Raw genomic sequence first — 22,248 nt, forward strand, 5'->3', positions numbered from 1 at the left:
CGAAGCTCCTGCTCCGGCCCTCGGCCTGGTCCGCGTTCGTCGATCACCTCAAGCGCCCCCAGAGCTGAGTCGCCGTCTGTTCCGTGAACGCCGTCGGTGAGGGGTTCGCCGGCAGCTGCGCGGGCACCGTCGTGTCCTTCTTCTTGCCCGGCTTGTCGGCGAAGAGGGCGACGGTCAGGGTGAGCCGGGTGTCGTAGGCCACGGTCCACACCGTGCGGCGGGTGCTGCCGCCGCCCGCGCCCGCCGTGAACGGCTTCGCCGGTGGGCCGGCGACCGGCGCGGCCACCGCGCGGGCCGCCAGCTCCGGCAGGACCCGGTGGCGGTCGGGGTGTGCGGAGTAGACGGTCCGGCCGTCGCGGGTGATGCGGGCGACGGTGTACGGCGCGGCGTACACGCCGTCGGCCGCGACCGCCGCGTACGCCGACGTGAACTTCAGCGGGGTCGGCGCGGTCGTCTTCGCCAGTGCGGTGAGCGGCGCGCCGAACCGGAACCCGGTCAGCGGCTCCAGCGCCGAGCCCGCCTCCACCGCCCCGCTCACCGCGTCGTTGAAGGGTTGCCGGGCGTAGTCCGACCCTCCGTACAGGACCCGCACCGCACCGTCGCCGGGCTCGATGCCGACGACCGCGGTGTGCAGCCGTACCCCGCCCTTGGCGGGCTTGAGGCCCTTGACCAGTTCCGCCGTGGAGTCCTGCTGGGTGAGGTCGAAGGTGGTGCGCACGGTGTAGCCGCCCTTCGCCAGCTGGTCCTCGGTGATGCCGAGCCGGTCGGCGGCCTCTTTCGCCGCGACGTCGATCAGGTACTGCCGCTGACCGTCGGTGGCCCCCGGCGGATAGAAGCGGAACGCCGGGAAACGCGCCTCGGCCCGCTGTTTCGCCGTGATGTTCCCGCTCGCCGCCATCGCGTCGAGCACCCATTCCCAGCGGCGTTGGAGGGTCGCCGTGACCTTCGGGTCCGAGCCGGCCTTCTCGTAGTAGGAGGGGAGGTTGATGATGGCGGCCAGGGCCGCGCCCTGCGAGACGGTGAGGTTCCTGGTGTCGACGTCGAAGTAGTTGCGCGCGGCGGCCTGGACGCCGGCGGCGCCCCGGCCGAAGTACACGGTGTTGAGGTAGCCCTGGAGGATCTCGTCCTTGGAGCGCGTGCGGTCCAGCTTGACCGCGATCAGCGCCTCGCGCGCCTTGCGTGACAGCGACTGCTCGGGGCTGAGCAGCGCGTTCTTCACGTACTGCTGGGTGATGGTGGAGCCGCCCTGCCGTTCGCCGCCGGTCAGCGCCGCCGCGACGGCACGGACCAGGGCCTTCGGGGAGACCCCGGAGTCGGTACGGAAGGAACGGTTCTCGGCGGCGATCACCGCGTCCTGCACATACCGCGGAACCTGCGACAGCGGTACGTCCTGGCGGTCGACCGGGCCTCGGCGGCCCAGGTAGGCGCCCTTCTCGTCGAGGAAGACGGTGCTCTGGACGACGGTGTCCGGGTGCGGCTCGGGAATGACGGTGAGCTTGTACGCGACGACGACCGCCGCGCACAACAGGACGATCAGGACCAGGAAGGCGGCCAGCAGCCGGCGCGCGATACGGCCCCGGTTGCGGCGCAGGCGGACGCGGAACGGGACGCGACGCGGGGTGCGGCGCGAACTCGCGGGCGGGACGGCCTCCTTGAGTTCTGTGGTCATGCCCGCCACCCCCCGCTCCGCAACCGTGCCACGACGGCGCCCGCGGCGTCGTACACCCTGACGCCCTCACCCCCGCCGGCGCTGCCGGTGCCCCCGGCCGACTCCATGCCCGCGACGATGAGCGTCTTGGTGTCCTGCCCGGACAGCGACGTGCTCGCGTACCAGACGCCCCAGCCGGGGCGGCCCGCCAGGGTGAGCACGTTGGCGGCGACCGGGCCGTGGCCGGTGTCCAGCTCGACACGGCCCGGGTCCCCGGTGACGCCGTAGTACAGGCCGGACAGGAAGTACCCGCCCCGCACCGGCTCCGCCTGCACGGACACCCCCGGCTTGTGGCGCGGACAGGTGTCCAACCCGCGGAACTGGTCGGCCTGTTCGGGCGTCGACCAGTGGCTGCCGTCCGCGGTCAGCCACATCTCCACGCCGGGCGCCGCCTGCACCCGCTCCCCCGGCGCCACGATCCGTACGGAACCCGCCTCGCGGCCGGCCACCGTACCGGCCGACGAACCGCTGCCGGCCCCGCCGACCAGGCCGATGGCGACGAAACCCCCAGCCACCAGCACGACCGCACAGCCCCCGGCGGCCACCGCGGCCCGGCGCCGCCGCCGCGCCCGCCCCCGCACGGTCACCGCCGCCAGCGGGACCGGGCCGGGAACCACGTCACCGGCCGCGGCGGCGCAGGCCGCGCGCAGCCGCTGTTCGTCACCCCCGGCCGCCTTCACCCCACGCCTGGCGACATGGCGCACCGCGCCCGTGGAGATGCCGAGCAACTGACCGATCTGCGCGTCCGGCAGCCCCTCGCCGTACCGCAGCACCAGCACGGCCCGTTGCCGGTCGGCGCGCCGCCCGAGCGGCCACGGCCGCCGCAACCAGCTCCGCACGAGGTGACGCCGTACATGGAAGTCCACGTCGTTGTGCGGAACGCGGCGCCAGCGCGCGTACACCCGTGCCAGCGTCCTCCTCGCCAGATCGTCCGCCTCGGCCGGATCTCCGGTGAGCTTCAACGCGGTGAGAAGGAGCCGGGGCCAGCAGGCGCGCGCGTAGGCGGCGAAGTCGTGATGGATCCGGGCACCCGTCCGCATCGTCTTCTCCTTGGGTCACATGTGTTTCGATGTACGCCGCACACGCGGCCCACGGGACCTGTACGCACGGGCGGGGCAGGCGGGTTGCACCGGAGACGAAAGACGCGGAGGGCATGACCGAGGACGAGTTCGACGCTTTCTACGCGGCCGCGTTCCCCCGCCTGACCGGGCAGCTCTACGCCTTCACCGGAGACCACGGCGAGGCCCAGGACGTGGTGCAGGAGGCGTTCGTACGCGCCTGGGACCGGCGGAAGTCCTTCCTGGCCGACAGCGCCCCCGAGGCCTGGATCCGCACGGTCGCCGTACGGCTGGCGGTCAGCCGCTGGCGGCGCGCCAGGCGCTGGCTGGAACTGGTACGGCGGCACACGCCGCCGGAGTCAACCCCCGGCCCCGGCCCCGAACACACCGCGCTGGTGGCCGCGTTGCGCGCGCTTCCCCCGGCACAGCGGCTGGCGATCGTCCTGCACCATCTGTGCGACCTGAGTGTCGAGCAGGTAGCCTCCGAGACCGGCGCGCCCGTGGGCACGGTCAAGGCCCGGCTGTCCCGGGGCCGGGCGGCACTGGCGAAGCAACTGGGCACGGACGAGGCCGAGGAGCCGGTACGGAAGGAGGGCCGCCGTGTCGGATGACCTCACCGCGCATGAACTGGCCACCACACTCCACAAGTTGGCCACGGCGAACGAAACCCAGCCACCCGTCTCCGCCGCCGGGATCCGCCGCCGCGCCGTCCGCCGGAGCCGCCGCCGTCGCACGGCCCTCGCCCTCGGCGCGGGCGCCACGGCCCTCGCCCTGGCGGCATTCGCCGTGTCCCTGAAGACGGGTGGCACTCCGGAACACCGTCAGCCCCCGGCCGCCACCGCTCCCCGCCTCCCGTCCCCCTCCCTCTCCCCTTCCCCCTCCTCCTCTTTTCCCGGCCCGCCCCCGACCGCGACCCCGTCGGGGATCGCGATCGCCGGAACGGTGAACCTGGGCAAGCAGACCCTGACGATCGACGGCCGGGTCATGCCCATCACCTCGGGTTTTCCGACCCTCGTGGCCGCCGGCCCGCTGACCGTCGCCGCGAAACTCGACCTCAGCCGGGGCTCCGTCGGTCAACTCCCCGAGGCTTCCTGCAAGGTGGCGGGACCGTACGTGGTCGAACTCCGCGACACCGACCGGAACTTCATCCACGTCGGCTCCCTCGCCTGCAGCGCCCGAACCGGCAGCTGGATCGGCCTCGACCCCAAGGACGCCGTCTGGCTCTACAACAGACTGACCCCGGGCGACACGCTGTCGGCGGTCACGCCGAAGGCCTAGGCGCGGCGCGCTGTTCGCGCCACAACGAGCGCCAGGCGTTCGCCGGTGCAGCAGGGACCGAGCACCGTGCCCGAGGTGCTCGGGTTGGAGCGGATGCGGACACCGTCCGTGGACATGCCGGACGGCAACCACGGCGAGATCTTCATGTGGCTGCTCCGTCAGTGCATGCAGCAGCGTCCCGAGCTGAACCTCGTGCCCGAGCAGGGCGTGAAAGCCGAGGCCTACCGCAGGCGCCGCGCCCGTACGGACGGCTTCCTCGCGCCGGAAGGACACTTCAGGGGGCACGGGGAGCGGTCGAAACCGACGGCGCTCTCATGGCCGTGGACATCACCTCCCGCGACCGCGACGCCGAGAAGCTGAAGGACTACGCCGACCGAGAACGCCCGAGGGCGGCACCCCCAGCCGGAAGCTGGAAGTGCCGCCCTCGGTCCGAAGGACAGGCGATCAACCGTCAGGTCGATCAGAAGTCCATGTCACCGCCCGGCATGCCGCCCGGAGCGGCCGCGGCGGCCTTCTCCGGCTTGTCGGCGATGACGGCCTCGGTGGTGAGGAACAGCGCGGCGATGGAGGCCGCGTTCTGCAGCGCGGAACGCGTCACCTTCGCCGGGTCGATGATGCCCTCGGCGATCATGTCGACGTATTCGCCCGTGGCGGCGTTCAGACCGTGGCCGACGGCCAGGTTGCGCACCTTCTCCACGACGACGCCGCCCTCAAGGCCACCGTTGGCGGCGATCTGCTTCAGCGGGGCCTCCAGCGCGAGCTTCACGGCGTTGGCGCCGGTCGCCTCGTCACCCTCCAGGTCCAGCTTCTCGAAGACCGAGGAGGCCTGCAGCAGGGCCACGCCACCACCGGCGACGATGCCCTCCTCGACGGCCGCCTTGGCGTTGCGCACGGCGTCCTCGATGCGGTGCTTGCGCTCCTTGAGCTCCACCTCGGTGGCGGCACCGGCCTTGATGACCGCGACGCCGCCCGCGAGCTTGGCCAGGCGCTCCTGGAGCTTCTCGCGGTCGTAGTCCGAGTCGCTGTTCTCGATCTCGGCGCGGATCTGGTTCACGCGGCCGCCCACCTGCTCCGAGGAGCCGGCGCCGTCGACGATGGTGGTCTCGTCCTTGGTGATGACGACCTTGCGGGCGCGGCCCAGGAGGTCCAGGGTCGCGTTCTCCAGCTTGAGGCCGACCTCCTCGGAGATGACCTCGCCACCCGTGAGGATGGCGATGTCGCCGAGCATGGCCTTGCGGCGGTCGCCGAAGCCCGGGGCCTTGACGGCGACGGACTTGAAGGTGCCGCGGATCTTGTTGACGACCAGGGTCGACAGGGCCTCGCCCTCGACGTCCTCGGCGATGATCAGCAGCGGCTTGCCCGACTGCATGACCTTCTCCAGGAGCGGGAGCAGGTCCTTGACCGAGGAGATCTTGGAGTTGGCGATGAGGATGTACGGGTCCTCCAGCGCCGCCTCCATGCGCTCCATGTCGGTCGCGAAGTAGGCCGAGATGTAGCCCTTGTCGAAGCGCATGCCCTCGGTGAGCTCAAGCTCCAGACCGAAGGTGTTGCTCTCCTCGACGGTGATGACGCCTTCCTTGCCGACCTTGTCCATGGCCTCGGCGATGAGCTCGCCGATCTGGGTGTCGGCGGCGGAGATGGACGCGGTGGAGGCGATCTGCTCCTTGGTCTCTACGTCCTTCGCCTGCTCCAGCAGGGCGGCGGAGACGGCCTCGACGGCCTTCTCGATACCGCGCTTCAGGGCCATCGGGTTGGCACCGGCGGCGACGTTGCGCAGGCCTTCCTTGACCAGGGCCTGGGCGAGCACGGTCGCGGTGGTCGTACCGTCACCGGCGACGTCGTCCGTCTTCTTGGCGACTTCCTTGACCAGCTCGGCGCCGATCTTCTCGTACGGGTCCTCGAGCTCGATCTCCTTGGCGATGGAGACACCATCGTTGGTGATCGTGGGGGCGCCCCACTTCTTCTCGAGGACGACGTTGCGGCCCTTGGGGCCGAGCGTCACCTTGACGGCGTCCGCGAGCTGGTTCATGCCGCGCTCGAGGCCGCGCCGCGCCTCCTCGTCGAACGCGATGATCTTGGCCATGTGAAGTGGTCCCTCCAGGACTGGGGGTGATTCCTTCGGACCGCGCCCGCGCCCGCGACGGACGGCTCGCCGGCCTGTGGTTCCTTGCCCCACGTGGCCTGCGGGCCTCACCGACCCGGTCCTTCTTTGTCACTCTCACCTTCAGAGTGCTAACGCCAATGATTAGCACTCGCCCCTGTCGAGTGCAAGCGCCTTCGGGGGTCGGGGCGCGCGCTCAGCCGCCCGCGAACAGAGGATCCGGGCGCGGCGGAACGGGGCAGCCGGGCACGGCGAAGGGCCCGCACCCCTCGCGAGGTGCAGGCCCTTCGGACAAGAAACGTTCAGGCGCTGAGGCGAACCATGTCGGCCTGCGGGCCCTTCTGGCCCTGCGAGATCTCGAACTCCACCCGCTGCCCCTCTTCCAGGGTGCGGTAGCCGTCCATCTGAATGGCGCTGTAATGGACGAAGACGTCCGCACCACCGTCGACCGCGATGAAGCCGTACCCCTTCTCCGCGTTGAACCACTTGACGGTGCCCTGAGCCATGCCTAACTCCCCTATTACTGGCCCTTGCACAGATCCACACTTCGCGGACCCGGGTCAGACCTCACCCCCCATCGGTCGGGGGCGTGCGCCGGAACGCGTCGACCGCGGCTGAATGTATCTGTCCAACTGCCGTCTGCAACAGGTCAATCGGACGAGAAATCTGGACGACGACGGTCCGGAATCTGCCTAAAATACGGCCGAATACAGGGCAAGTCGGGCCGTACAAAGTGGAACAAAAGCCGCAGAAAGCCCGCATAGTTTGGCTACTTCTTATCGGGCTCGCGGTGCGAAATCCGGGACCGCGACCTTCAGGTCCGGAACGCGTTCCCCAACTGTACCGCGCTCAATCACACTGAATGGCCCCCTCCGTTTCTCTCACGGGGGAGGCCATTCGATGAACAATCGGTAACCGAGATTACCGACGGTAATGATCAGCCGCCGGCGACCGCCGGAATGATGGAGACTCCGGCGCCGTCCGGGGTCGCGGTTTCCAGGCCCTGCTCGAAGCGCACGTCGTCGTCATTGACGTACACGTTCACGAACCGGCGCAGCTTGCCCTGGTCGTCCAGGACGCGGGCGGCGATCCCGGTGTGGTTCTTCTCCAGGTCCTCGATGACCTGGGCGAGGGTCGCGCCCTCGGCGGCGACCTCGGCCTGGCCGCCGGTGTAGGTGCGCAGGATGGTGGGGATGCGAACGGTCACGCTCATGCGAGGCCAGCCTCTCGGAAGGAGTCCAGGGTCGGACGGATGGTGGCGGTGAGACCCGTGCCGGCCACCGCGTCGAGGGTCTTCAGGCCGTCGCCGGTGTTGAGGACGACCGTGGTCTTCGTCGGGTCCAGGACGCCGGCCTTGACCAGCTTGCGGGTGACGCCGACCGTCACACCGCCCGCCGTCTCGGCGAAGATGCCCTCGGTGCGGGCCAGCAGCTTGATCGCGTCGACGACTTCCTCGTCCGTCACGTCCTCCACCGCACCGCCGGTGCGGCGGGCGATGTCCAGCACGTACGGCCCGTCGGCCGGGTTGCCGATGGCGAGGGACTTGGCGATGGTGTTCGGCTTCTGGGGGCGGACCACGTCGTGCCCGGCCTTGTACGCGGTCGACACCGGCGAGCAGCCCTCGGCCTGGGCGCCGAAGATCTTGTACGGCCTGTCCTCGACCAGCCCGAGCTTGATGAGCTCCTGGAGACCCTTGTCGATCTTCGTCAGCTGGGAGCCGGAGGCGATCGGGATCACGATCTGGTCCGGCAGCCGCCAGCCGAGCTGCTCGCAGATCTCGTACGCCAGCGTCTTGGAGCCCTCGGCGTAGTACGGCCGCAGGTTGACGTTGACGAAGCCCCAGCCCTCGCCGGCCGGGTCGCCGATCAGCTCGGAGCAGAAGCGGTTCACGTCGTCGTAGTTGCCCTCGATGCCGACGAGTTCGCCGCCGTAGACCGCGGCCATGACGACCTTGCCCTGCTCCAGGTCGTGCGGGATGAACACGCAGGAGCGGAAGCCGGCGCGGGCGGCGGCGGCGCCGACGGCACCGGCCAGGTTGCCCGTGGAGGAGCAGGACAGGGTGGTGAAGCCGAAGGCGCGGGCGGCCTCCAGGGCCTGGGCGACGACGCGGTCCTTGAAGGAGTGCGTCGGGTTGCCGGAGTCGTCCTTGACGAACAGGCCGCCGGTGACGCCCAGTTCACGGGCGAGGTTGTCGGCCTTGACGAGCTTGGTCCAGCCGGGGTTGATGTTCGGCTTGTCCGCCACGTCGGCCGGGACGGGCAGCAGGGGGGCGTACCGCCAGATGTTCGCGGGTCCGGCCTCGATGCGGGCCCGCAGTTCCTCGGTGTCGTAGGCCGAGAAGTCGTAGGCGATCTCCAGCGGGCCGAAACACTCCTCGCACGCGAAGACCGGGCCGAGCGGGACACGGTGACCGCACTCGCGACAGCTGAGGGCCGCGGCCGGACCGAGGTCGACGGGGGAGGTGGAGGTGCTTGCAACTGTCTGCACAGCCATGGAGGCGAGGCCCTTTCTCCTCATCTTCCTCACGACGCATCTCGCCGTGAGACGGATTTGGCACCTTCCCTAGCCGGGAGCCTCGCCACGTCAACGTGCCAAGAACCGACTGGAGGGTTGCCGGGGCTTCATCGGGCCGTGTCCCTCTGCCCCTCTGGATGAGCGGTATGCGGTTGTATGAGCAGTTGTACGCACGAGTCGTGCGCGCCCGCGCCCCCGACATGCGATGGTCACCGGCGTTGTTCAAGACTGTAACCGAAGGCCAGGACAGTTGAGATAGTCGTCCGAACCGCGAGATGGATCACACAGTCACCACCTGTGATCACGAACAGTGAGGAGCCGCAGAGCGTGCTGGAAGAAGTAGAGCGCTGGCTGGCCACCCGCTCCTGGTCCGTGACCGATCGCCCGCTCCAGCGGATACTGGCCGCCAAGCAGCGCACGGGACAGACGATCAGCGTCGTGCTGCCCGCGCTCGACGAGGAGGAGACCGTCGGCGACATCGTCGCGGTCATCCGCCGCGAGCTGATGGAGCGGGTCCCGCTCGTCGACGAGCTCGTCGTCGTCGACTCCGGCTCCACCGACCGCACCTCCGAGGTCGCCGCCGCCGCGGGCGCCCGGGTCGTCCACCGTGACGCGATCCTGCCGCGCATCCCGCCCGTTCCCGGCAAGGGCGAGGTCCTGTGGCGCTCGCTCCTCGTGACCCGCGGCGACATCATCTGCTTCGTCGACGCGGACCTGCGCGAGTTCTCCGCCGACTTCGTCTCCGGCATCGTCGGCCCGCTCCTCACCGACCCCGGGATCTCGCTGGTGAAGGCCATGTACGACCGCCCGCTCGCCGGTGCCGCCGGGCAGGGCGGCCGGGTCACCGAGCTGATGGCCCGCCCACTGCTCAACATGCACTGGCCGCAGTTGGCCGGCTTCGTGCAGCCGCTGGGCGGCGAGTACGCGGCCCGGCGCAGCCTGCTGGAACAGCTCCCCTTCCCCGTCGGCTACGGCGTGGAGCTGGGCATGCTGGTGGACGCGCTGCACCTGGTGGGCCTGGACGCCCTCGCCCAGGTGGACGTCGGGGTCCGCAAGCACCGGCACCAGGACGGGCAGGCGCTCGGCCGGATGGCCGCCGCGATCTACCGCACCGCCCAGCTCCGGCTGGCCCGCGGCCATCTGATCCGCCCCGCCCTGACCCAGTTCGAGCGGGACGAGGACGGCTTCGCGCCACGGACGTACTCCGTGGACACGGAGGAACGGCCGCCGATGACGGAGATCGCGGAGTACGCCGAGCGCCGGGTGGCGTGACTTCGCCGGACTTCGTATACGGGCGGGGCGTCGGACGTGGCCGTACGTTTGAGCGTTTCCGGGCCGGGCTAGGTTGAGGACCATGGCTTCCACGCACGGTGCCGAGGTGTTGGTCGCGTCCAATCGCGGCCCGGTTTCGTACACGCTCGACGCGGACGGCGAGGGCGGTTCGCTGCGGGCCAGGCGGGGCGGCGGGGGGCTGGTCTCGGGGCTGTCGGCCATCGGCCCGGACGCCCGCGCCGTATGGGTGTGCGCGGCGCTCGGCGACGGCGACCGGGAGGCCGTACGGCGGGCGGGCGGCGGGCTGCTGCCGGCCGAGGACACCGGCGGGCAGCGGGTGCGGATGCTGGACGTCGACCCGGCCGTGCACGCCGACGCGTACAACGGCATCGCGAACTCCGTGCTCTGGTTCGTCCACCACATGCTGTACCAGACCCCGCTGGAACCGGTCTTCGACGCGGAGTTCCACCGGCAGTGGGCGTCGTACGAGGCCTACAACCGCGCGTTCGCCGAGGCGCTGGCCGAGGAGGCCGCCGAGGGGGCGGCCGTGCTGGTGCAGGACTACCACCTGTGCCTCGCGCCCGGCATGCTCCGCGCGCTCCGCCCCGACCTGCGCATCGGCCACTTCTCGCACACTCCCTGGGCGCCGCCGGACTACTTCCGCCTGCTGCCCGACGACATCGCCGCCGCGCTGCTGCACGGCATGCTGGGCGCGGACCGGACGGCCTTCCTGACCCGGCGCTGGGCGGACGCGTTCACGGCGTGCTGCACGGCGGTGCTGGGTCCGGACAGCCTCTCGGGTACGGCGATCGGGGTGCACGGGCTCGGCGCGGACGCGGACTTCCTGCGCGAGCGGGCGCACCGGCCGGACGTGACCGAACGGATGGCCGCGCTGCGGGCGGAGATCGGCGCGGGGCGCAGGACCATCGTGCGCGTCGACCGCACCGAGCTGTCCAAGAACATCGTGCGCGGGCTGCTGGCCTACCGGCAGCTGCTGGACGACCACCCCGAGTGGCGCGAGAACGTCGTCCACGTGGCGTTCGCGTACCCGTCCCGGCAGGACCTCGCGGTGTACCGGGACTACACGGCCGAGGTGCGGCGGGTCGCGGACGACATCAACTCCCGCTACGGGACGCCCGGTTGGACCCCGGTCGTACTCCACGTCAAGGACGACTTCGCGCGCTCGCTGGCCGCGTACCGCCTCGCCGACGTGGCTCTGGTCAACCCCATCCGGGACGGCATGAACCTGGTCGCCAAGGAGGTGCCGGTGCTCTCCGAGGAGGGCTGCGCGCTGGTGCTGTCGCGGGAGGCCGGGGCGTACGAGGAGCTGCGCGCGGACGCGTTCACGGTGAACCCCTACGACGTGCTGGAGACCGCGCGCGCCCTGCACGAGGCGCTGTCGCTGCGGCCGGAGGAGCGGGCGGAGCGCGCCAAGCGACTGGCGGCGGCGGCCACCGCGCTGCCTCCGGCCCAGTGGTTCATGGACCAGCTGCGGGCGCTGGAGGAGCTTCAGCCCGGCTGATCGGCGCCCAGCTGATCGGCGAGGGCGCGCAGCAGGTGTACGACACCGGCGGGGCCGTCGACGACCATGTCGGCCCGCTCCGCCAGTTCCGTGACCTCCGTGCTGCCGCTGCACACCAGGAGGCCGGGGACGCCGTCGGCGCGGAGGCGTTCGACGGTGGCGTAGGCGGGCAGGTCGCCGAGGTCGTCGCCGGCGTAGAGGACCGGGCCGGCGCCGGTCCTGCGGACGTGCTCGGCGAGGGCGACGCCCTTGTCCATGCCGGGCGGGCGCAGTTCCAGGACCAGGCGGCCGGGTTCGACGACCAGGCCGTGGCGGGCGGCGAGGTCGGTGAGGGGGGCACGCAGGGCCTCGAAGGCGGACTCCGGGTCGGCGGCGCGGCGGGTGTGCACGGCGACGGCCCGCCCCTTCTCCTCGATCCAGGTGCCGGGCCAGGCGCCGGCGCGGTCCAGGACGCCGGGCAGCTCGGCGCGGACGGCGGCGACGCCGGGGTGCGGGGCGGGGGCGGTGACCGTGCCGGTGACGGCGTCCCAGCGTTCGGCGCCGTAGTGGCCGAGGACGGTGAGGTGGTCCAGTCCCGGGACACCGGCGAAGCCGCCGTAGCGGACGGCGACGCCGGCGGGGCGGCCGGTGATCACGGCGATGGAGGCGACCTTGGGGGCGAGCCGGGCGAGGGCCGGTACGGCGTCGGGGTGGGCGCGGGCCTGCTCGGGGTCGGCGACGATGGGGGCGAGGGTGCCGTCGAAGTCGAGACCGACGATCGCGGTGCGCGGCTTCGCGAGCAGAGCGGCGAGTCCGTCCCGGCCGAGCTGGGTCTGCGGGGTCGGCAGAGGGTCCATGGACCGACACTATCCAGCTCGGCCCGCCCTCACTCCTGGGACTCCGCCCCAGACCCCGCCAGGGGCTCCGCCCCTGAACCCCGCCTCGCCCACCCGACTCGGTCGGCCGGAGAGGCACCCCGCCTCGCCCACCCGCCGAGCCTGCCGGGACCGCACGCGACCACGGGTCCGTCGTGGCCGGTCGCGCCCACGCGGCGTACCGCATGTCAGACACGGCCCCGCGTCCCTTCGGGGGCGCTCCCCGTCCCTCACCTCTCGGCCGACCGAGTCGGGACGGGGGTCCCCCGCGCGAGCGCAGCCGAGCGTGGGGGAGGGTGGGCAGAGTCAGCGGGACGAGCGGTGCTGGTCGCGGACTCGGCGCAGGCGGTTGACCGTCACCGGGTCGTGGGCCAGGGCGCGCTCGTCGTCCAGGAGGGCGTTCAGGAGTTGGTAGTAGCGGACCGGGGCCAGGTCGAGTTCCTCGCGGATGGCCCGTTCCTTCGCGCCGGGGCCGGCGAAGCTCCGGCGCTCCAGGGCGAGGATCGACTTTTCCCGGGTGCCCAGTTCCATGGAGTCACCGTAGCGCTCAGTTCCTGGCGCTGCTGTCCGCCGCCGTGGCCGTCGCCTGGAGCCGGGTGAGGACGCCGGAGGGGTCGCCGTTGGGGGCGACGGCCTGGCCGATGTTCTGCTTCACGGCCGCGGCGACCGCCGCCCAGGACGTCTTGCCGACCGGGTACAGCTCGGAGGTGGGCAGTTGCTCCAGGAAGGGGTGCAGGGCCTTGTCGGGGGCGGCGTCCGACTCGCTCATCGCCGTCGAGGCGGAGCCCGTGACCGGCAGCAGCCCGTAGTCGCGGGAGAAGGCCAGGACGTTCTTCTCGCTGTACACGAAGTTCAGGAAGTCGCCTATCCGGTCGCGGTGGCCGTTCTGCTTGAACGCCATCATCCAGTCGGCCACGCCCATCGCGGCCCGCGGCCTACCGGTGCGCCCCGGCATCGGCACCATCCCGAACTGCACACCCTTCTGCTGTGCCTGCTGGATCAGCGTGGGGTGCCCGTTGAGCATGCCGACCTGGCCGTTCGCGAACGCGGCGAAGGCGTCCGCGCGGTTGAGCCTGCCGGGCGGGACCGGCCCGGTCAGACCCTTGCCGACCAGGTCGTCCTTGAGCCAGGTGAAGGTGTCCACGTTCTGCGCGGAGTCGATGGTGTAGGTGCCGACGTCGTCGGTGTAGCCGTTGCCGCCGTTCTCGGAGCCGGACCCGCTCAGCAGCCACTGCATCGTCTCCGCCTGGGCCTCCTCGGGCCCGAGCGGCAGCGCGACCGGGTACGTCACGCCCTTGTCCTTGAGCGCCTTGGCGTCCGAGGCCAGTTCGTCCCAGGTGGTGGGCGGGGTGGTGATGCCGGCCTTGGCGAAGAGGGTCTTGTTGTAGAAGAGCACGCGCGTGGAGGCCCCGAAGGGGATGCCGTACTGCGTGTGGTTCCACTGCCCCGCGTCGGAGAGCTGGGAGAGGAAGTCGGCCTGCGTGCGGATGGAGAGCAGGTCGGAGGCCGGGTAGAGCTTGCCGGCGGCGGCGTAGTCGGCGTAGGCGCCGATCTGGGCGAGGTCGGGAGCGTGGCCGTCGGCCACCATCGCCTTCACCTTGGCGTCGACGTCGTTCCAGGAGTAGACGCTGACCTCGACCTTCACCCCGGAGTGCTGGGCCTCGTACGCCTGGACAACGCTGTCCCAGTACTTCTTGGAGCTGTTCGCGGGGGAGTCTCCGTAGTCGGCGGCGACGAGTCTCAGGGTCACGCCTGACGAACCCGTGCTCCCGCAGCCCCCCAGGAGCACTGTCATGCCCATGGCAGACACTACCGCGACCGTTCCTGCCGTACCCCGACGCACCCTCAACGCCCCAACCCTGCCGTCTGACCGTTCAATATATGGACACATAAGGTCTACACCACGTGAGTGGACTAGACCTCTCGCGGGTACGAGGGCCACACTAGGACCGTGGTGAGACATGTCATCGCCCTCGACGTGGGCGGTACCGGGATGAAGGCCGCCCTCGTCGGCGACGACGGCGAGCTGCTCCACCGCGCCCGCCGCGCCACCGGCCGCGAGCGCGGACCGGACGCGGTGGTGGCGACGATCCTCGACTTCGCCGCCGAACTGCGCGCGTACGGCGTCGAGCACTACGGCACCCCCGCGCGCGCCGCCGGCATCGCGGTCCCCGGCATCGTCGACGAGGAGCGCGGCATCGCCGCCTACGCCGCCAACCTCGGCTGGCGCGACGTACCCCTGCGTGCCCTGCTCGCCGAGCGGCTCGGCATCCCCGTCGCCCTCGGGCACGACGTGCGCACCGGCGGGCTCGCCGAGGGCCGGATCGGCGCGGGCAAGGGCGCCGACCGGTTCCTGTTCGTGCCGCTCGGCACCGGGATCGCGGGCGCCATCGGCATCGACGGCCGGGTCGAGGCGGGCGCGCACGGCTTCGCCGGCGAGATCGGCCACATCGTCGTACGGCCCTCCGGCACCCCCTGCCCCTGCGGGCAGCACGGCTGCCTGGAGCGGTACGCCTCCGCGTCCGCCGTCAGCGAGGCCTGGGCGGCGGCCTGCGGGGACCCGGACGCGGACGCGGCCGACTGCGCGAAGGCCGTCGCGTCCGGCGACCCGAACGCCGTCCGGGTCTGGCGGCGGGCGGTGGACGCCCTGGCCGACGGCCTGGTCACCGCGCTCACCCTGCTGGACCCGGGCACGCTGATCATCGGTGGCGGTCTGGCCGAGGCGGGGGAAGTGTTGTTCTCACCGCTGCGCGACGCCGTCCGGCGCCGGGTCACCTTCCAGAGACTGCCGGCCGTCGTCCCCGCCGCCCTCGGCGACACGGCGGGCTGCCTGGGCGCGGGCCTGCTGGCCCGCGACCTGCTCACCACCACCACTTCTACGACTCCGGAGGTAGGCGCCTGATGGCTCCCAGCTTGGTTCTCACAGGTGCTCGGGTGGTGCTGCCCGGCGGAGTGGTGGACGACGGGCGCGTGTCCGTGGAGGGCACGAAGATCACGGCGACGGCCGCCGAGAGCGCCCGGGCCGTCGACCTCACCGGCCACTGGGTCCTCCCCGGCTTCGTGGACATCCACAACCACGGCGGCGGCGGAGCCTCCTTCTCCGGCACGGCCGAGGACATCCTCAAGGCCGTCCACGCCCACCGCACCCACGGCACCACCACCCTGGTGGCCTCCACCGTCACCGACGAGATGGACCTCCTGGCGACGCAGGCCGGGCTGCTGAGCGAGCTGGCCGAGCAGGGCGAGATCGCCGGCATCCACTTCGAGGGGCCGTTCATCTCGCCGTGCCGCAAGGGCGCGCACTCCGAGGAGCTGCTGCGCGACCCGGACCCGGCCGAGGTCCGCAAGCTGATCGACGCGGCACGCGGCAAGGCGAAGATGGTCACCCTCGCCACCGAACTGCCCGGCGGCGTCGACTCCGTGCGGCTGCTCGCCGAGCACGGCGTGATCGCGGCCGTCGGACACACGGACGCGACGTACGAGCAGACGGTCGAGGCGATCGACGCGGGCGCCACGGTCGCCACCCACCTCTTCAACGCGATGCCCCCGGTCGGCCACCGCTCCCCCGGCCCGATCACGGCCCTGCTGGAGGACGAGCGGGTCACGGTCGAGCTGATCAACGACGGCACGCACCTCCACCCCGCCGCCCTGGAGCTGGCCTTCCACCACGCGGGCGCCTCCCGTGTCGCCTTCATCACGGACGCGATGGACGCGGCCGGCGCCGGGGACGGCCGCTACCTGCTCGGCCCGCTGGAGGTCGAGGTCAGCGAGGGCGTGGCCCGGCTGGTGCACGGCGGTTCGATCGCGGGCTCCACGCTGACCCTGGACCGCGCGTTCCAGCGGGCGGTGACGATCGACCGGCTGTCCGTCGAGGACGCGGTGACGGCCCTGTCCGTCAACCCGGCCCGGCTGCTCGGCCTGTCCGACCGCATCGGCTCGCTGGAGCCCGGCAAGGACGCGGACCTGGTCGTGTTCGACGCGGACTTCGCCCTCAAGGGTGTGATGCGGCGCGGCGAATGGGTGGTGGTACCGCCCCAACTGGCGTGATCTGCCCGTCTTTTCCCCGAACGGCGGCCGACTCCTGACTGGGCCGGCCGCCGACTCTTTGGCATGATCGGGCCCCGGCAGACGATGACGGGCGCGACGACAGGCGCGGGGAACTTCGAGGGAGGCGGCCCGGGTGATCCTCACGGTCACGCTGAACACCGCTCTCGACCTGACCTATCGCGTCCGGTCACTGCGGCCGCACGCCTCGCACCGGGTCTCGGAGGTCATCGAGCGGCCGGGCGGCAAGGGCGTGAACGTGGCCCGGGTGCTGGCCGCGCTGGGGCACGAGGTGACGGTCACGGGCTTCGCGGGCGGCGGCACCGGGCAGGCCGTGCGCGAGCGGCTCTCCGCCGTTCCCCGCCTGACGGACGCGCTGCTCCCGGCCGCCGGGGCGACGCGGCGCACGATCGCCGTCGTGGACGGACTGTCGGGCGACACGACCCAGTTGAACGAGCCGGGCCCCCAGATCAGCCCCACCGAATGGGGCACCTTCCTCGACCGCTACGAGGAGTTGCTGCCCGGCGCCGCGGCGGTGGCCCTGTGCGGCAGCCTGCCGCCGGGCGTGCCGGTCGGCGCCTACGCGAACCTCGTGCGCGGGGCCCGCTCCCACGGTGTACCGGTGCTGCTGGACACCAGCGGCGAGCCGCTGCGCCGGGCAGTCGCCGCCCGCCCCGACATCGTCAAACCGAACGCCGACGAACTGGCCGAACTGACCGGCTCCCACGAGCCGTTGCGCGCCACCCAGGACGCCCGCCGGCGCGGCGCCCACGCGGTCGTCGCCTCCCTCGGCCCGCGGGGCCTCCTGGCCGTCACCCCGGAGGGCCGCTGGCACGCGGTCCCGCCCGACCCCGAACACGGCAACCCCACCGGTGCCGGCGACTCGGCGGTGGCGGGCCTGCTGTCGGGGCTCATCGACCAACTCCCCTGGCCGGACCGCCTCGCCCGCGCGGTCGCGCTGTCGGCGGCGACGGTACGGGCGGCTGCGGCGGGCGAGTTCGACCACGCGGCCTACGAGAAACTCCTGGCGCGGGTGTCGGTGACGGCGGCGTGAAAGCGACCTCGGCGGCTGCCGAGGTCGCCACACCGCTTCGGGGCTCAGCCGCCGGAGTTGACCCAGCCCTTCACCAGCCACATCTGGTCGATGAGGGCGTCGCACTGGTCGCCCTGCTCGCACGAGAGCTTGATGGTGTTCGAACCCTTGTTGAGCTGGACATAGCTGTAGGTCTTCGTCCAGCCCTTGTCGTAGCTGCCCGCCGCGCCGTGCGACCAGTTCTTCAGGCCGACCGGCGAATCGGAAGCCGTCCCGTTGACCGTGAGGGTGGCGGTGGCGTCCTTGCCGGGAACGCTGTAACCGATGTAGACGCTGTATTTGCCGGCATCGGGGATGCCGTTGACGGTCCAGGTGACCGAGGATCCGACCTGGTTGAAGCCCGCCACATAGGTCCCGCCGGCCGCTGACGCCCCCTTGACGGCCGAGGCCGGGGACGCGCCGCCGCCCAGTTGGAGGTCCTTCGCGTCGGTCTTCGGCAGGTCCCCCGACGCGCTGCTGCTCGCCGACTGGCTGGGCTGGGAGCTCTGCGAGGCGGACGGCGCGCCGGAGGCGCCGCCGCCCGCCTTGTTGTCCGAGGAGTTGCCGTTCAGCATCGCCACACTGATGCCGATGACGACCGCCGCGACGACCGCGATGGCGCCGATCAGCAGACCCTTGGTGTTGGGGCCGCGGCGCGGCGGGGCCGGCTGGGGGGTGCGGGTGGTGGAGGCGGGGCCGCCCGGGAGGGTCTCCGGGGCCTGGTAGTGGGTGTTCGGCTGGCCGTAGCCGCCCTGCTGCGGCACCTGGCCGTAGGCGGGCGGCTGCTGCTGGCCGTACTGGCGCTCGCCGACGGCACGCACCCTGCTGACCGAGTTCGGGTAGCCGTAACCGCCGGACGGCGGCTGGGCTCCTCTGGCCTGGCCGTCGGCGTACAGATAGCCGAAGGGGTCGTCTTCCTCGGGCGTGCTCGCGCCGTTGTCGCCGGGCGTCATCCCTGGTACTCCTCAGCAGGTGCGGGCGGATGCGATAGGGGGCATGGATGAGCGAGCCTACCCGCTCTCACTGAGCCAAACGGGTGACTCGAACCGCATCAACTCGCTGACCTGCGGATCATCCCGCGCGTCGGTGCTGTTTGGGACGAGATCGTTTCTCTACGTACATCCGCTCGTCGGCTGACTTCAACACTTCGTCCGCGGTCATGCCGCAGTGTGCCCACCCGATGCCGAAACTCGCGCCCACCCGCATGGCCCGGCCTTCGGCCCGGATCGGCTGGATGATCTCGTTGCGCAGCCGTACGGCGAGGTCCTGGGCGTCGGCCCGGCCGAGGCCGTCGGCGAGGATCACGAACTCGTCGCCGCCGAGGCGGGCGACCGTGTCGCCGTCCCGGACACCGCGGGTGAGGCGCCGGGCGACCTCGATGAGGACCGCGTCGCCGGCGTTGTGGCCGAAACGGTCGTTGATCGACTTGAAGCCGTCGAGGTCGCAGAAGAGCACCGCGAGGCCCTTGGTGCCGTCGTCGCGGCCCTCCTCGGGCGCGACCGTGTGCACGTGGTGGTCGAAGGCGTCGTAGCCCTCCGTGCCCGGCCGGAAGTCGAAACCGCCGTGGCTGCCGCCGTGGCTGCCCGGGGCGTCGAAGACGGGGAGGCCGTAGGCCGCGTCCAGGGATTCCAGGTCGCCGGGCTGGGAGGGACGATGACAGAGGCGGGCCGACAGGCGCGAGCGCAGCTCGGCGGAGTTCGGCAGGCCGGTCAGCGAGTCGTGCGAGGCGCGGTGGGCGAGCTGCAGCTCGCGGCGCTTGCGCTCCTCTATGTCCTCGACATGGGTGAGGAGGAAGCGGGGGCCGTCGGCGGCGTCGGCGACGACGGAGTTGCGCAGGGAGACCCAGACGTACGTGCCGTCGCGGCGGCCGAGGCGCAGCTCCGCGCGGCCGCCCTCGGCGGAGGTCCGCAGCAGCGTGCCGATGTCCTCGGGGTGGACGAGGTCGGAGAAGGAGTAGCGGCGCATCGCGGAGGCGGGGCGGCCCAGCAGGCGGCACAGGGCGTCGTTGGTGCGCAGGATGCGGCCGTGCTGGTCGCCGCCCATCTCGGCGATGGCCATGCCGGAGGGGGCGTACTCGAAGGCCTGCCGGAAGGATTCCTCGCTTGCGCGCAGGGCCTGCTGCTCGCGCTCCAGGCGGACCAGGGCGCGCTGCATGTTGGCGCGCAGCCGGGCGTTGCTGATGGCGATGGCCGCCTGGAAGGCGTACATCTGCAGCGCCTCGCGGCCCCAGGCGCCCGGGTGGCGGCCGTTGCGCGGCCGGTCGACGGACAGGACGCCGAGCAGCTCGCCGCAGGAGCCGCCCTGCACGCCCGGTGTGTACATGGGGGCGAAGAGGCGGTCCGAGGGGTGCCACTCGTCCTCGAAGCGGGGGGCGGGGCCGTCCGTGTACCACTGGGGGACGTCGTCGTCGTCCAGCACCCAGCCCTCGGTGTGCGGTATGAAGATCAGGTCGCCCCAGCGCTCGCCCATGTGCAGCCGGCGGTCCCAGGACTCGCGGGAGCCGACCCGGCCGGTGATCAGGGCCTCGGCGGCGGAGTTCCCGGCGAGGGCGGCGACGACGAGGTCGCCGTCCTGGCGCACGAGGTTCACGCACGCCAGCTCGTACCCGAGGGCCTGTACGACGCCGTCGGCGACCGTCTGCAAGGTGTCCGCCAGGCTGCGCGCCGTGTTCATGTCGGCCATGACCTGGTGCAGCTGCCGCAGGGACGCGAGACGGACATACGGCTCCGACTCAGTCTCCATGCTCGCCCTCCCCCCGCGACGTCGCAGCGAACCAAGGGTTGTCTCAGCTTCCACGCCACTGAATCACAGCGCGCTGCTCACTCGGTACACAGGGTCAACAATTCTTGCCCCTTGTGACTCAAGTCACAGGTGAACGTGAACAATTGAGTGGAGTTTCTGCATTTGGCACGTGCGAATACTGAACGCAAGCTTTGCGGGCGTGCGCAGATGATGCCCATAGGTGCCGCATGGTCGTCCCCTGGTCCTAGGACCCGGCTCGGGCGGAGGCCCGATGTGGCCCGTGCAGGGCGGAGACTAGCGTTCCAGGCGTGCTGAAGACTGCCTCTCCCGCCACCCTCACCGCTTCCGGGCATGCTGAGGGGGTGAGCAACGACGAGTTCCGGGCCGCGATGTCCCGGCTGGCCGCGGGCGTGGTCCTGGTGACCGCGCAGGAACCGCCGCTCGACCCGGACGACCCGGGCGCGCCGGGCGTGGAGGACGTCGGCATGACCGCCACCGCCTTCCTGTCGGTCTCCCTCGACCCGCCGCTCGTCCTCGTCAGCCTGCGCGAGGGCTCCCGGATGGACGGCCTGCTGGCCGAACAGCCCCTGTGGGCGGTGTCGGTGCTCACCGAGAGCCAGCGGCACATCGCCGGGCGCTTCGCGATGAAGGGCCGCATCAGCGACCGGCTGCTCTTCGCGGACATCCCTTACGACCGCGGCGAGGTGACCGGCGCGCCCCTGGTGGGCGGCGCGCTGGCCACGCTGGAGTGCCGCACCGAGCAGCGGGTGAGCGCCGGGGACCACACCCTCGTCATCGGCCGCGTGCTCACGGCACAGGTGCCGAGCGCCGAGGGCGGGCCGCTGCTGCACTTCCGGGGCCGGTACCGGCAGTTGGGCTGAGCCCGGCCCCGACCGTCGGGCAGGGAGCGGCGGAGCCACCATTGCCGGGCAGGGGGCGGCGACCCCGCGGGCTGTCAGGTAACCGGCCGGTTGGTCACAGAGCCGCGGGCCGTCACGTCCCCGCCGGATGGTGGCAGAGCCGACAGCTGTCACGCCCCCGCCGGATGGCGGCGGGGGCAACGGCCGTCACGCCCCCGCCGGACAGTCACAGAGCCGACAGCCGTCACACCCCCGCCGGATGACGGCGGAGCCGCGGGCCGTCATGCCTCTGCCGGTTCGATCGTCAGCTCCGCGAGGCGGGTCGGGTCCGTGACGACGTCGATCGTGGCGATGCGGTCGGCGACGAAGGTGAAGGTCAGCGCGCGCTCCAGACGGTCGTCGACGTAGCGGACCAGGCCCGTGGCGCCGTCGACCAGGGCCGGACGGGACTCGACGGCCAGGCGGGCGAAGCTCTTCGCGCCGGAGGCCACCCCGGTCGCGCCGATGGTCGTACCGGCCTCGCCACGGGCCAGGACGTCCGGGTCGAGGACGGCCAGCAGCCCCTCGAAGTCGCCGTCCCGCGCCGCCGCCAGAAAGGCGTCGACCACCGCACGCTGCCGTACCAGGTCGGTCTCCGGCGCGTCCGCGCCCCGCACCCGGCGCCGGCCCCGGCTGGCCAGCTGCCGCGCGGCGGCCGGGGTGCGCCCGAGGATGCCGCCGACCTCCTCGAACGGCACCCCGAACAGGTCGTGCAGCACGAACGCCAGCCGTTCGGCCGGGTTGAGCTGATCAAGAACAACCAGCAGGGCCGAGCCGACCGAGTCGGCCAGCAGGGCGTCCCGTGCGGGGTCCTGTGCGGCGGAGGCCACCGGTTCCCAGGTGTCCAGGGGCTGCTCGCCCCGGGTGCGGCGGGAGCGGAGCAGGTCGAGGCAGACCCGGCCGACGACGGTCGTCAGCCAGCCCCCGAGGTTGGCCACCTCGCTCGTGTCGGACCGGCTGAGCCGGAACCAGGTCTCCTGCACCGCGTCCTCGGCCTCCGCGGCCGAGCCCAGCATCCGGAAGGCCACGGCCCGCAGATGCCCCCGGTACGCCTCGAACCGATCGGCGAGGGCGTCGAGGCCGCCGTTGCCGCCGATGTCGTCCTGGTGCTGGTGCGCGTCGCGCTCGCTCATCGGTGGTGCCGGCCTCTCCGTCGCCTTACAGGGTCTTCACGACCCTGACGT

Annotated in this window: 21 protein-coding genes and 1 riboswitch; of the genes, 9 read left to right on the forward strand and 12 right to left on the reverse strand. The window is 71.8% G+C overall.

Features of this window, described 5'->3' with window-relative positions; all coding sequences use genetic code 11:
- Window positions 1-43 precede the first annotated feature (43 nt).
- Together ACZ4MF_RS09400 and ACZ4MF_RS09405 are read right to left on the reverse strand one after the other, a co-directional pair.
- Entirely contained in the window at window positions 44-1,669 is a 1,626-nt protein-coding gene (locus tag ACZ4MF_RS09400; protein WP_467491321.1) for a transglycosylase domain-containing protein, read from the reverse strand.
- Window positions 1,666-2,748 (reverse strand): sigma factor-like helix-turn-helix DNA-binding protein, encoded by a 1,083-nt coding sequence (locus ACZ4MF_RS09405; protein WP_467491323.1) that lies wholly within the window; start codon window positions 2,746-2,748, stop codon window positions 1,666-1,668. The genes ACZ4MF_RS09400 and ACZ4MF_RS09405 overlap by 4 nt, the downstream gene beginning before the upstream one ends.
- A 113-nt stretch (window positions 2,749-2,861) precedes the next feature.
- Here ACZ4MF_RS09405 and ACZ4MF_RS09410 point away from each other — a divergent pair, with 113 nt between their 5' ends.
- Genes ACZ4MF_RS09410 through ACZ4MF_RS09420 form a run of 3 tightly spaced genes read left to right on the forward strand, consistent with a single transcriptional unit; the run spans window position 2,862 to window position 4,404 of the window.
- Window positions 2,862-3,377, forward strand: a complete 516-nt coding sequence (locus ACZ4MF_RS09410) for a SigE family RNA polymerase sigma factor (RefSeq protein ID WP_351214112.1) — start codon at window positions 2,862-2,864, stop codon at window positions 3,375-3,377.
- Entirely contained in the window at window positions 3,367-4,044 is a 678-nt protein-coding gene (locus ACZ4MF_RS09415; RefSeq protein WP_467491326.1) for a L,D-transpeptidase, read from the forward strand. Before ACZ4MF_RS09410 ends, ACZ4MF_RS09415 begins: the two co-directional genes overlap by 11 nt.
- A 45-nt stretch (window positions 4,045-4,089) precedes the next feature.
- Window positions 4,090-4,404 carry a hypothetical protein gene (locus tag ACZ4MF_RS09420; protein WP_467491328.1) on the forward strand — a complete coding sequence of 105 codons (315 nt, stop codon included), beginning with the start codon at window positions 4,090-4,092 and terminating at the stop codon, window positions 4,402-4,404.
- Between the two features lie 100 nt (window positions 4,405-4,504).
- On the opposite strand, the gene groL is transcribed toward ACZ4MF_RS09420, so the two are convergent.
- The 4 genes from groL to thrC all read right to left on the reverse strand — a co-directional run bounded on the left by groL (window position 4,505) and on the right by thrC (window position 8,638).
- Window positions 4,505-6,127 carry a chaperonin GroEL gene (gene groL, locus ACZ4MF_RS09425; protein ID WP_356020274.1) on the reverse strand — a complete coding sequence of 541 codons (1,623 nt, stop codon included), beginning with the start codon at window positions 6,125-6,127 and terminating at the stop codon, window positions 4,505-4,507.
- Between the two features lie 320 nt (window positions 6,128-6,447).
- Window positions 6,448-6,651 carry a cold-shock protein gene (locus tag ACZ4MF_RS09430; protein ID WP_004929928.1) on the reverse strand — a complete coding sequence of 68 codons (204 nt, stop codon included), beginning with the start codon at window positions 6,649-6,651 and terminating at the stop codon, window positions 6,448-6,450.
- 431 nt (window positions 6,652-7,082) lie between these two features.
- A complete protein-coding gene (locus tag ACZ4MF_RS09435) occupies window positions 7,083-7,358 on the reverse strand; it encodes a MoaD/ThiS family protein (protein ID WP_071372534.1) in 276 nt (91 codons plus the stop codon).
- On the reverse strand, window positions 7,355-8,638 hold the full coding sequence (thrC, locus tag ACZ4MF_RS09440; protein WP_467491330.1) for a threonine synthase: 1,284 nt from the start codon (window positions 8,636-8,638) through the stop codon (window positions 7,355-7,357). Before thrC ends, ACZ4MF_RS09435 begins: the two co-directional genes overlap by 4 nt.
- A gap of 17 nt (window positions 8,639-8,655) precedes the next feature.
- Window positions 8,656-8,803: riboswitch (SAM riboswitch) on the reverse strand.
- A 183-nt stretch (window positions 8,804-8,986) separates the two neighbouring features.
- Here thrC and ACZ4MF_RS09445 point away from each other — a divergent pair.
- Together ACZ4MF_RS09445 and ACZ4MF_RS09450 are read left to right on the forward strand one after the other, a co-directional pair.
- The gene (locus ACZ4MF_RS09445) at window positions 8,987-9,931 is read left to right on the forward strand and encodes a glucosyl-3-phosphoglycerate synthase (protein WP_467491574.1); all 945 of its coding nucleotides are present in this window, start codon (window positions 8,987-8,989) and stop codon (window positions 9,929-9,931) included.
- Between the two features lie 82 nt (window positions 9,932-10,013).
- Window positions 10,014-11,453 carry an alpha,alpha-trehalose-phosphate synthase (UDP-forming) gene (locus ACZ4MF_RS09450; RefSeq protein WP_376287640.1) on the forward strand — a complete coding sequence of 480 codons (1,440 nt, stop codon included), beginning with the start codon at window positions 10,014-10,016 and terminating at the stop codon, window positions 11,451-11,453.
- Here ACZ4MF_RS09450 and otsB read toward each other — a convergent pair.
- The 3 genes from otsB to ACZ4MF_RS09465 all read right to left on the reverse strand — a co-directional run bounded on the left by otsB (window position 11,441) and on the right by ACZ4MF_RS09465 (window position 14,108).
- Window positions 11,441-12,289 carry a trehalose-phosphatase gene (otsB, locus tag ACZ4MF_RS09455; protein WP_467491333.1) on the reverse strand — a complete coding sequence of 283 codons (849 nt, stop codon included), beginning with the start codon at window positions 12,287-12,289 and terminating at the stop codon, window positions 11,441-11,443. The two genes, ACZ4MF_RS09450 and otsB, sit on opposite strands and share 13 nt — an antisense overlap.
- A gap of 324 nt (window positions 12,290-12,613) precedes the next feature.
- On the reverse strand, window positions 12,614-12,838 hold the full coding sequence (locus tag ACZ4MF_RS09460) for a DUF3263 domain-containing protein (RefSeq protein ID WP_356020285.1): 225 nt from the start codon (window positions 12,836-12,838) through the stop codon (window positions 12,614-12,616).
- Window positions 12,839-12,854: 16 nt separating this feature from the next.
- Window positions 12,855-14,108 (reverse strand): extracellular solute-binding protein, encoded by a 1,254-nt coding sequence (locus ACZ4MF_RS09465; protein ID WP_467491335.1) that lies wholly within the window; start codon window positions 14,106-14,108, stop codon window positions 12,855-12,857.
- Window positions 14,109-14,261: 153 nt separating this feature from the next.
- Between ACZ4MF_RS09465 and ACZ4MF_RS09470 the strand changes: the two genes are divergently transcribed.
- From ACZ4MF_RS09470 to ACZ4MF_RS09480, 3 genes are all read left to right on the forward strand, one after another.
- Window positions 14,262-15,209 (forward strand): ROK family protein, encoded by a 948-nt coding sequence (locus tag ACZ4MF_RS09470; RefSeq protein ID WP_467491575.1) that lies wholly within the window; start codon window positions 14,262-14,264, stop codon window positions 15,207-15,209.
- Window positions 15,209-16,354: an N-acetylglucosamine-6-phosphate deacetylase gene (gene nagA / locus ACZ4MF_RS09475; RefSeq protein ID WP_467491337.1), complete on the forward strand. Its 1,146-nt coding sequence runs from the start codon at window positions 15,209-15,211 to the stop codon at window positions 16,352-16,354. The genes ACZ4MF_RS09470 and nagA overlap by 1 nt, the downstream gene beginning before the upstream one ends.
- Before the next feature lie 133 nt (window positions 16,355-16,487).
- Entirely contained in the window at window positions 16,488-17,405 is a 918-nt protein-coding gene (locus ACZ4MF_RS09480; protein WP_467491339.1) for a 1-phosphofructokinase family hexose kinase, read from the forward strand.
- A 44-nt stretch (window positions 17,406-17,449) separates the two neighbouring features.
- On the opposite strand, the gene ACZ4MF_RS09485 is transcribed toward ACZ4MF_RS09480, so the two are convergent.
- Both ACZ4MF_RS09485 and cdgB read right to left on the reverse strand, forming a co-directional pair.
- A complete protein-coding gene (locus tag ACZ4MF_RS09485; RefSeq protein ID WP_467491341.1) occupies window positions 17,450-18,376 on the reverse strand; it encodes a CBM35 domain-containing protein in 927 nt (308 codons plus the stop codon).
- A 118-nt stretch (window positions 18,377-18,494) separates the two neighbouring features.
- Window positions 18,495-20,165 carry a diguanylate cyclase CdgB gene (gene cdgB, locus ACZ4MF_RS09490; RefSeq protein WP_402062604.1) on the reverse strand — a complete coding sequence of 557 codons (1,671 nt, stop codon included), beginning with the start codon at window positions 20,163-20,165 and terminating at the stop codon, window positions 18,495-18,497.
- 308 nt (window positions 20,166-20,473) lie between these two features.
- Here cdgB and ACZ4MF_RS09495 point away from each other — a divergent pair, with 308 nt between their 5' ends.
- Window positions 20,474-21,046, forward strand: a complete 573-nt coding sequence (locus ACZ4MF_RS09495) for a flavin reductase family protein (RefSeq protein WP_467491344.1) — start codon at window positions 20,474-20,476, stop codon at window positions 21,044-21,046.
- Between the two features lie 260 nt (window positions 21,047-21,306).
- Here the strand turns inward: ACZ4MF_RS09495 and ACZ4MF_RS09500 are convergent, their stop codons facing one another.
- Window positions 21,307-22,197: a sigma-70 family RNA polymerase sigma factor gene (locus ACZ4MF_RS09500; protein ID WP_467491346.1), complete on the reverse strand. Its 891-nt coding sequence runs from the start codon at window positions 22,195-22,197 to the stop codon at window positions 21,307-21,309.
- Window positions 22,198-22,248: the final 51 nt, after the last annotated feature.

The organism is Streptomyces sp. NPDC025793, from assembly GCF_055558375.1.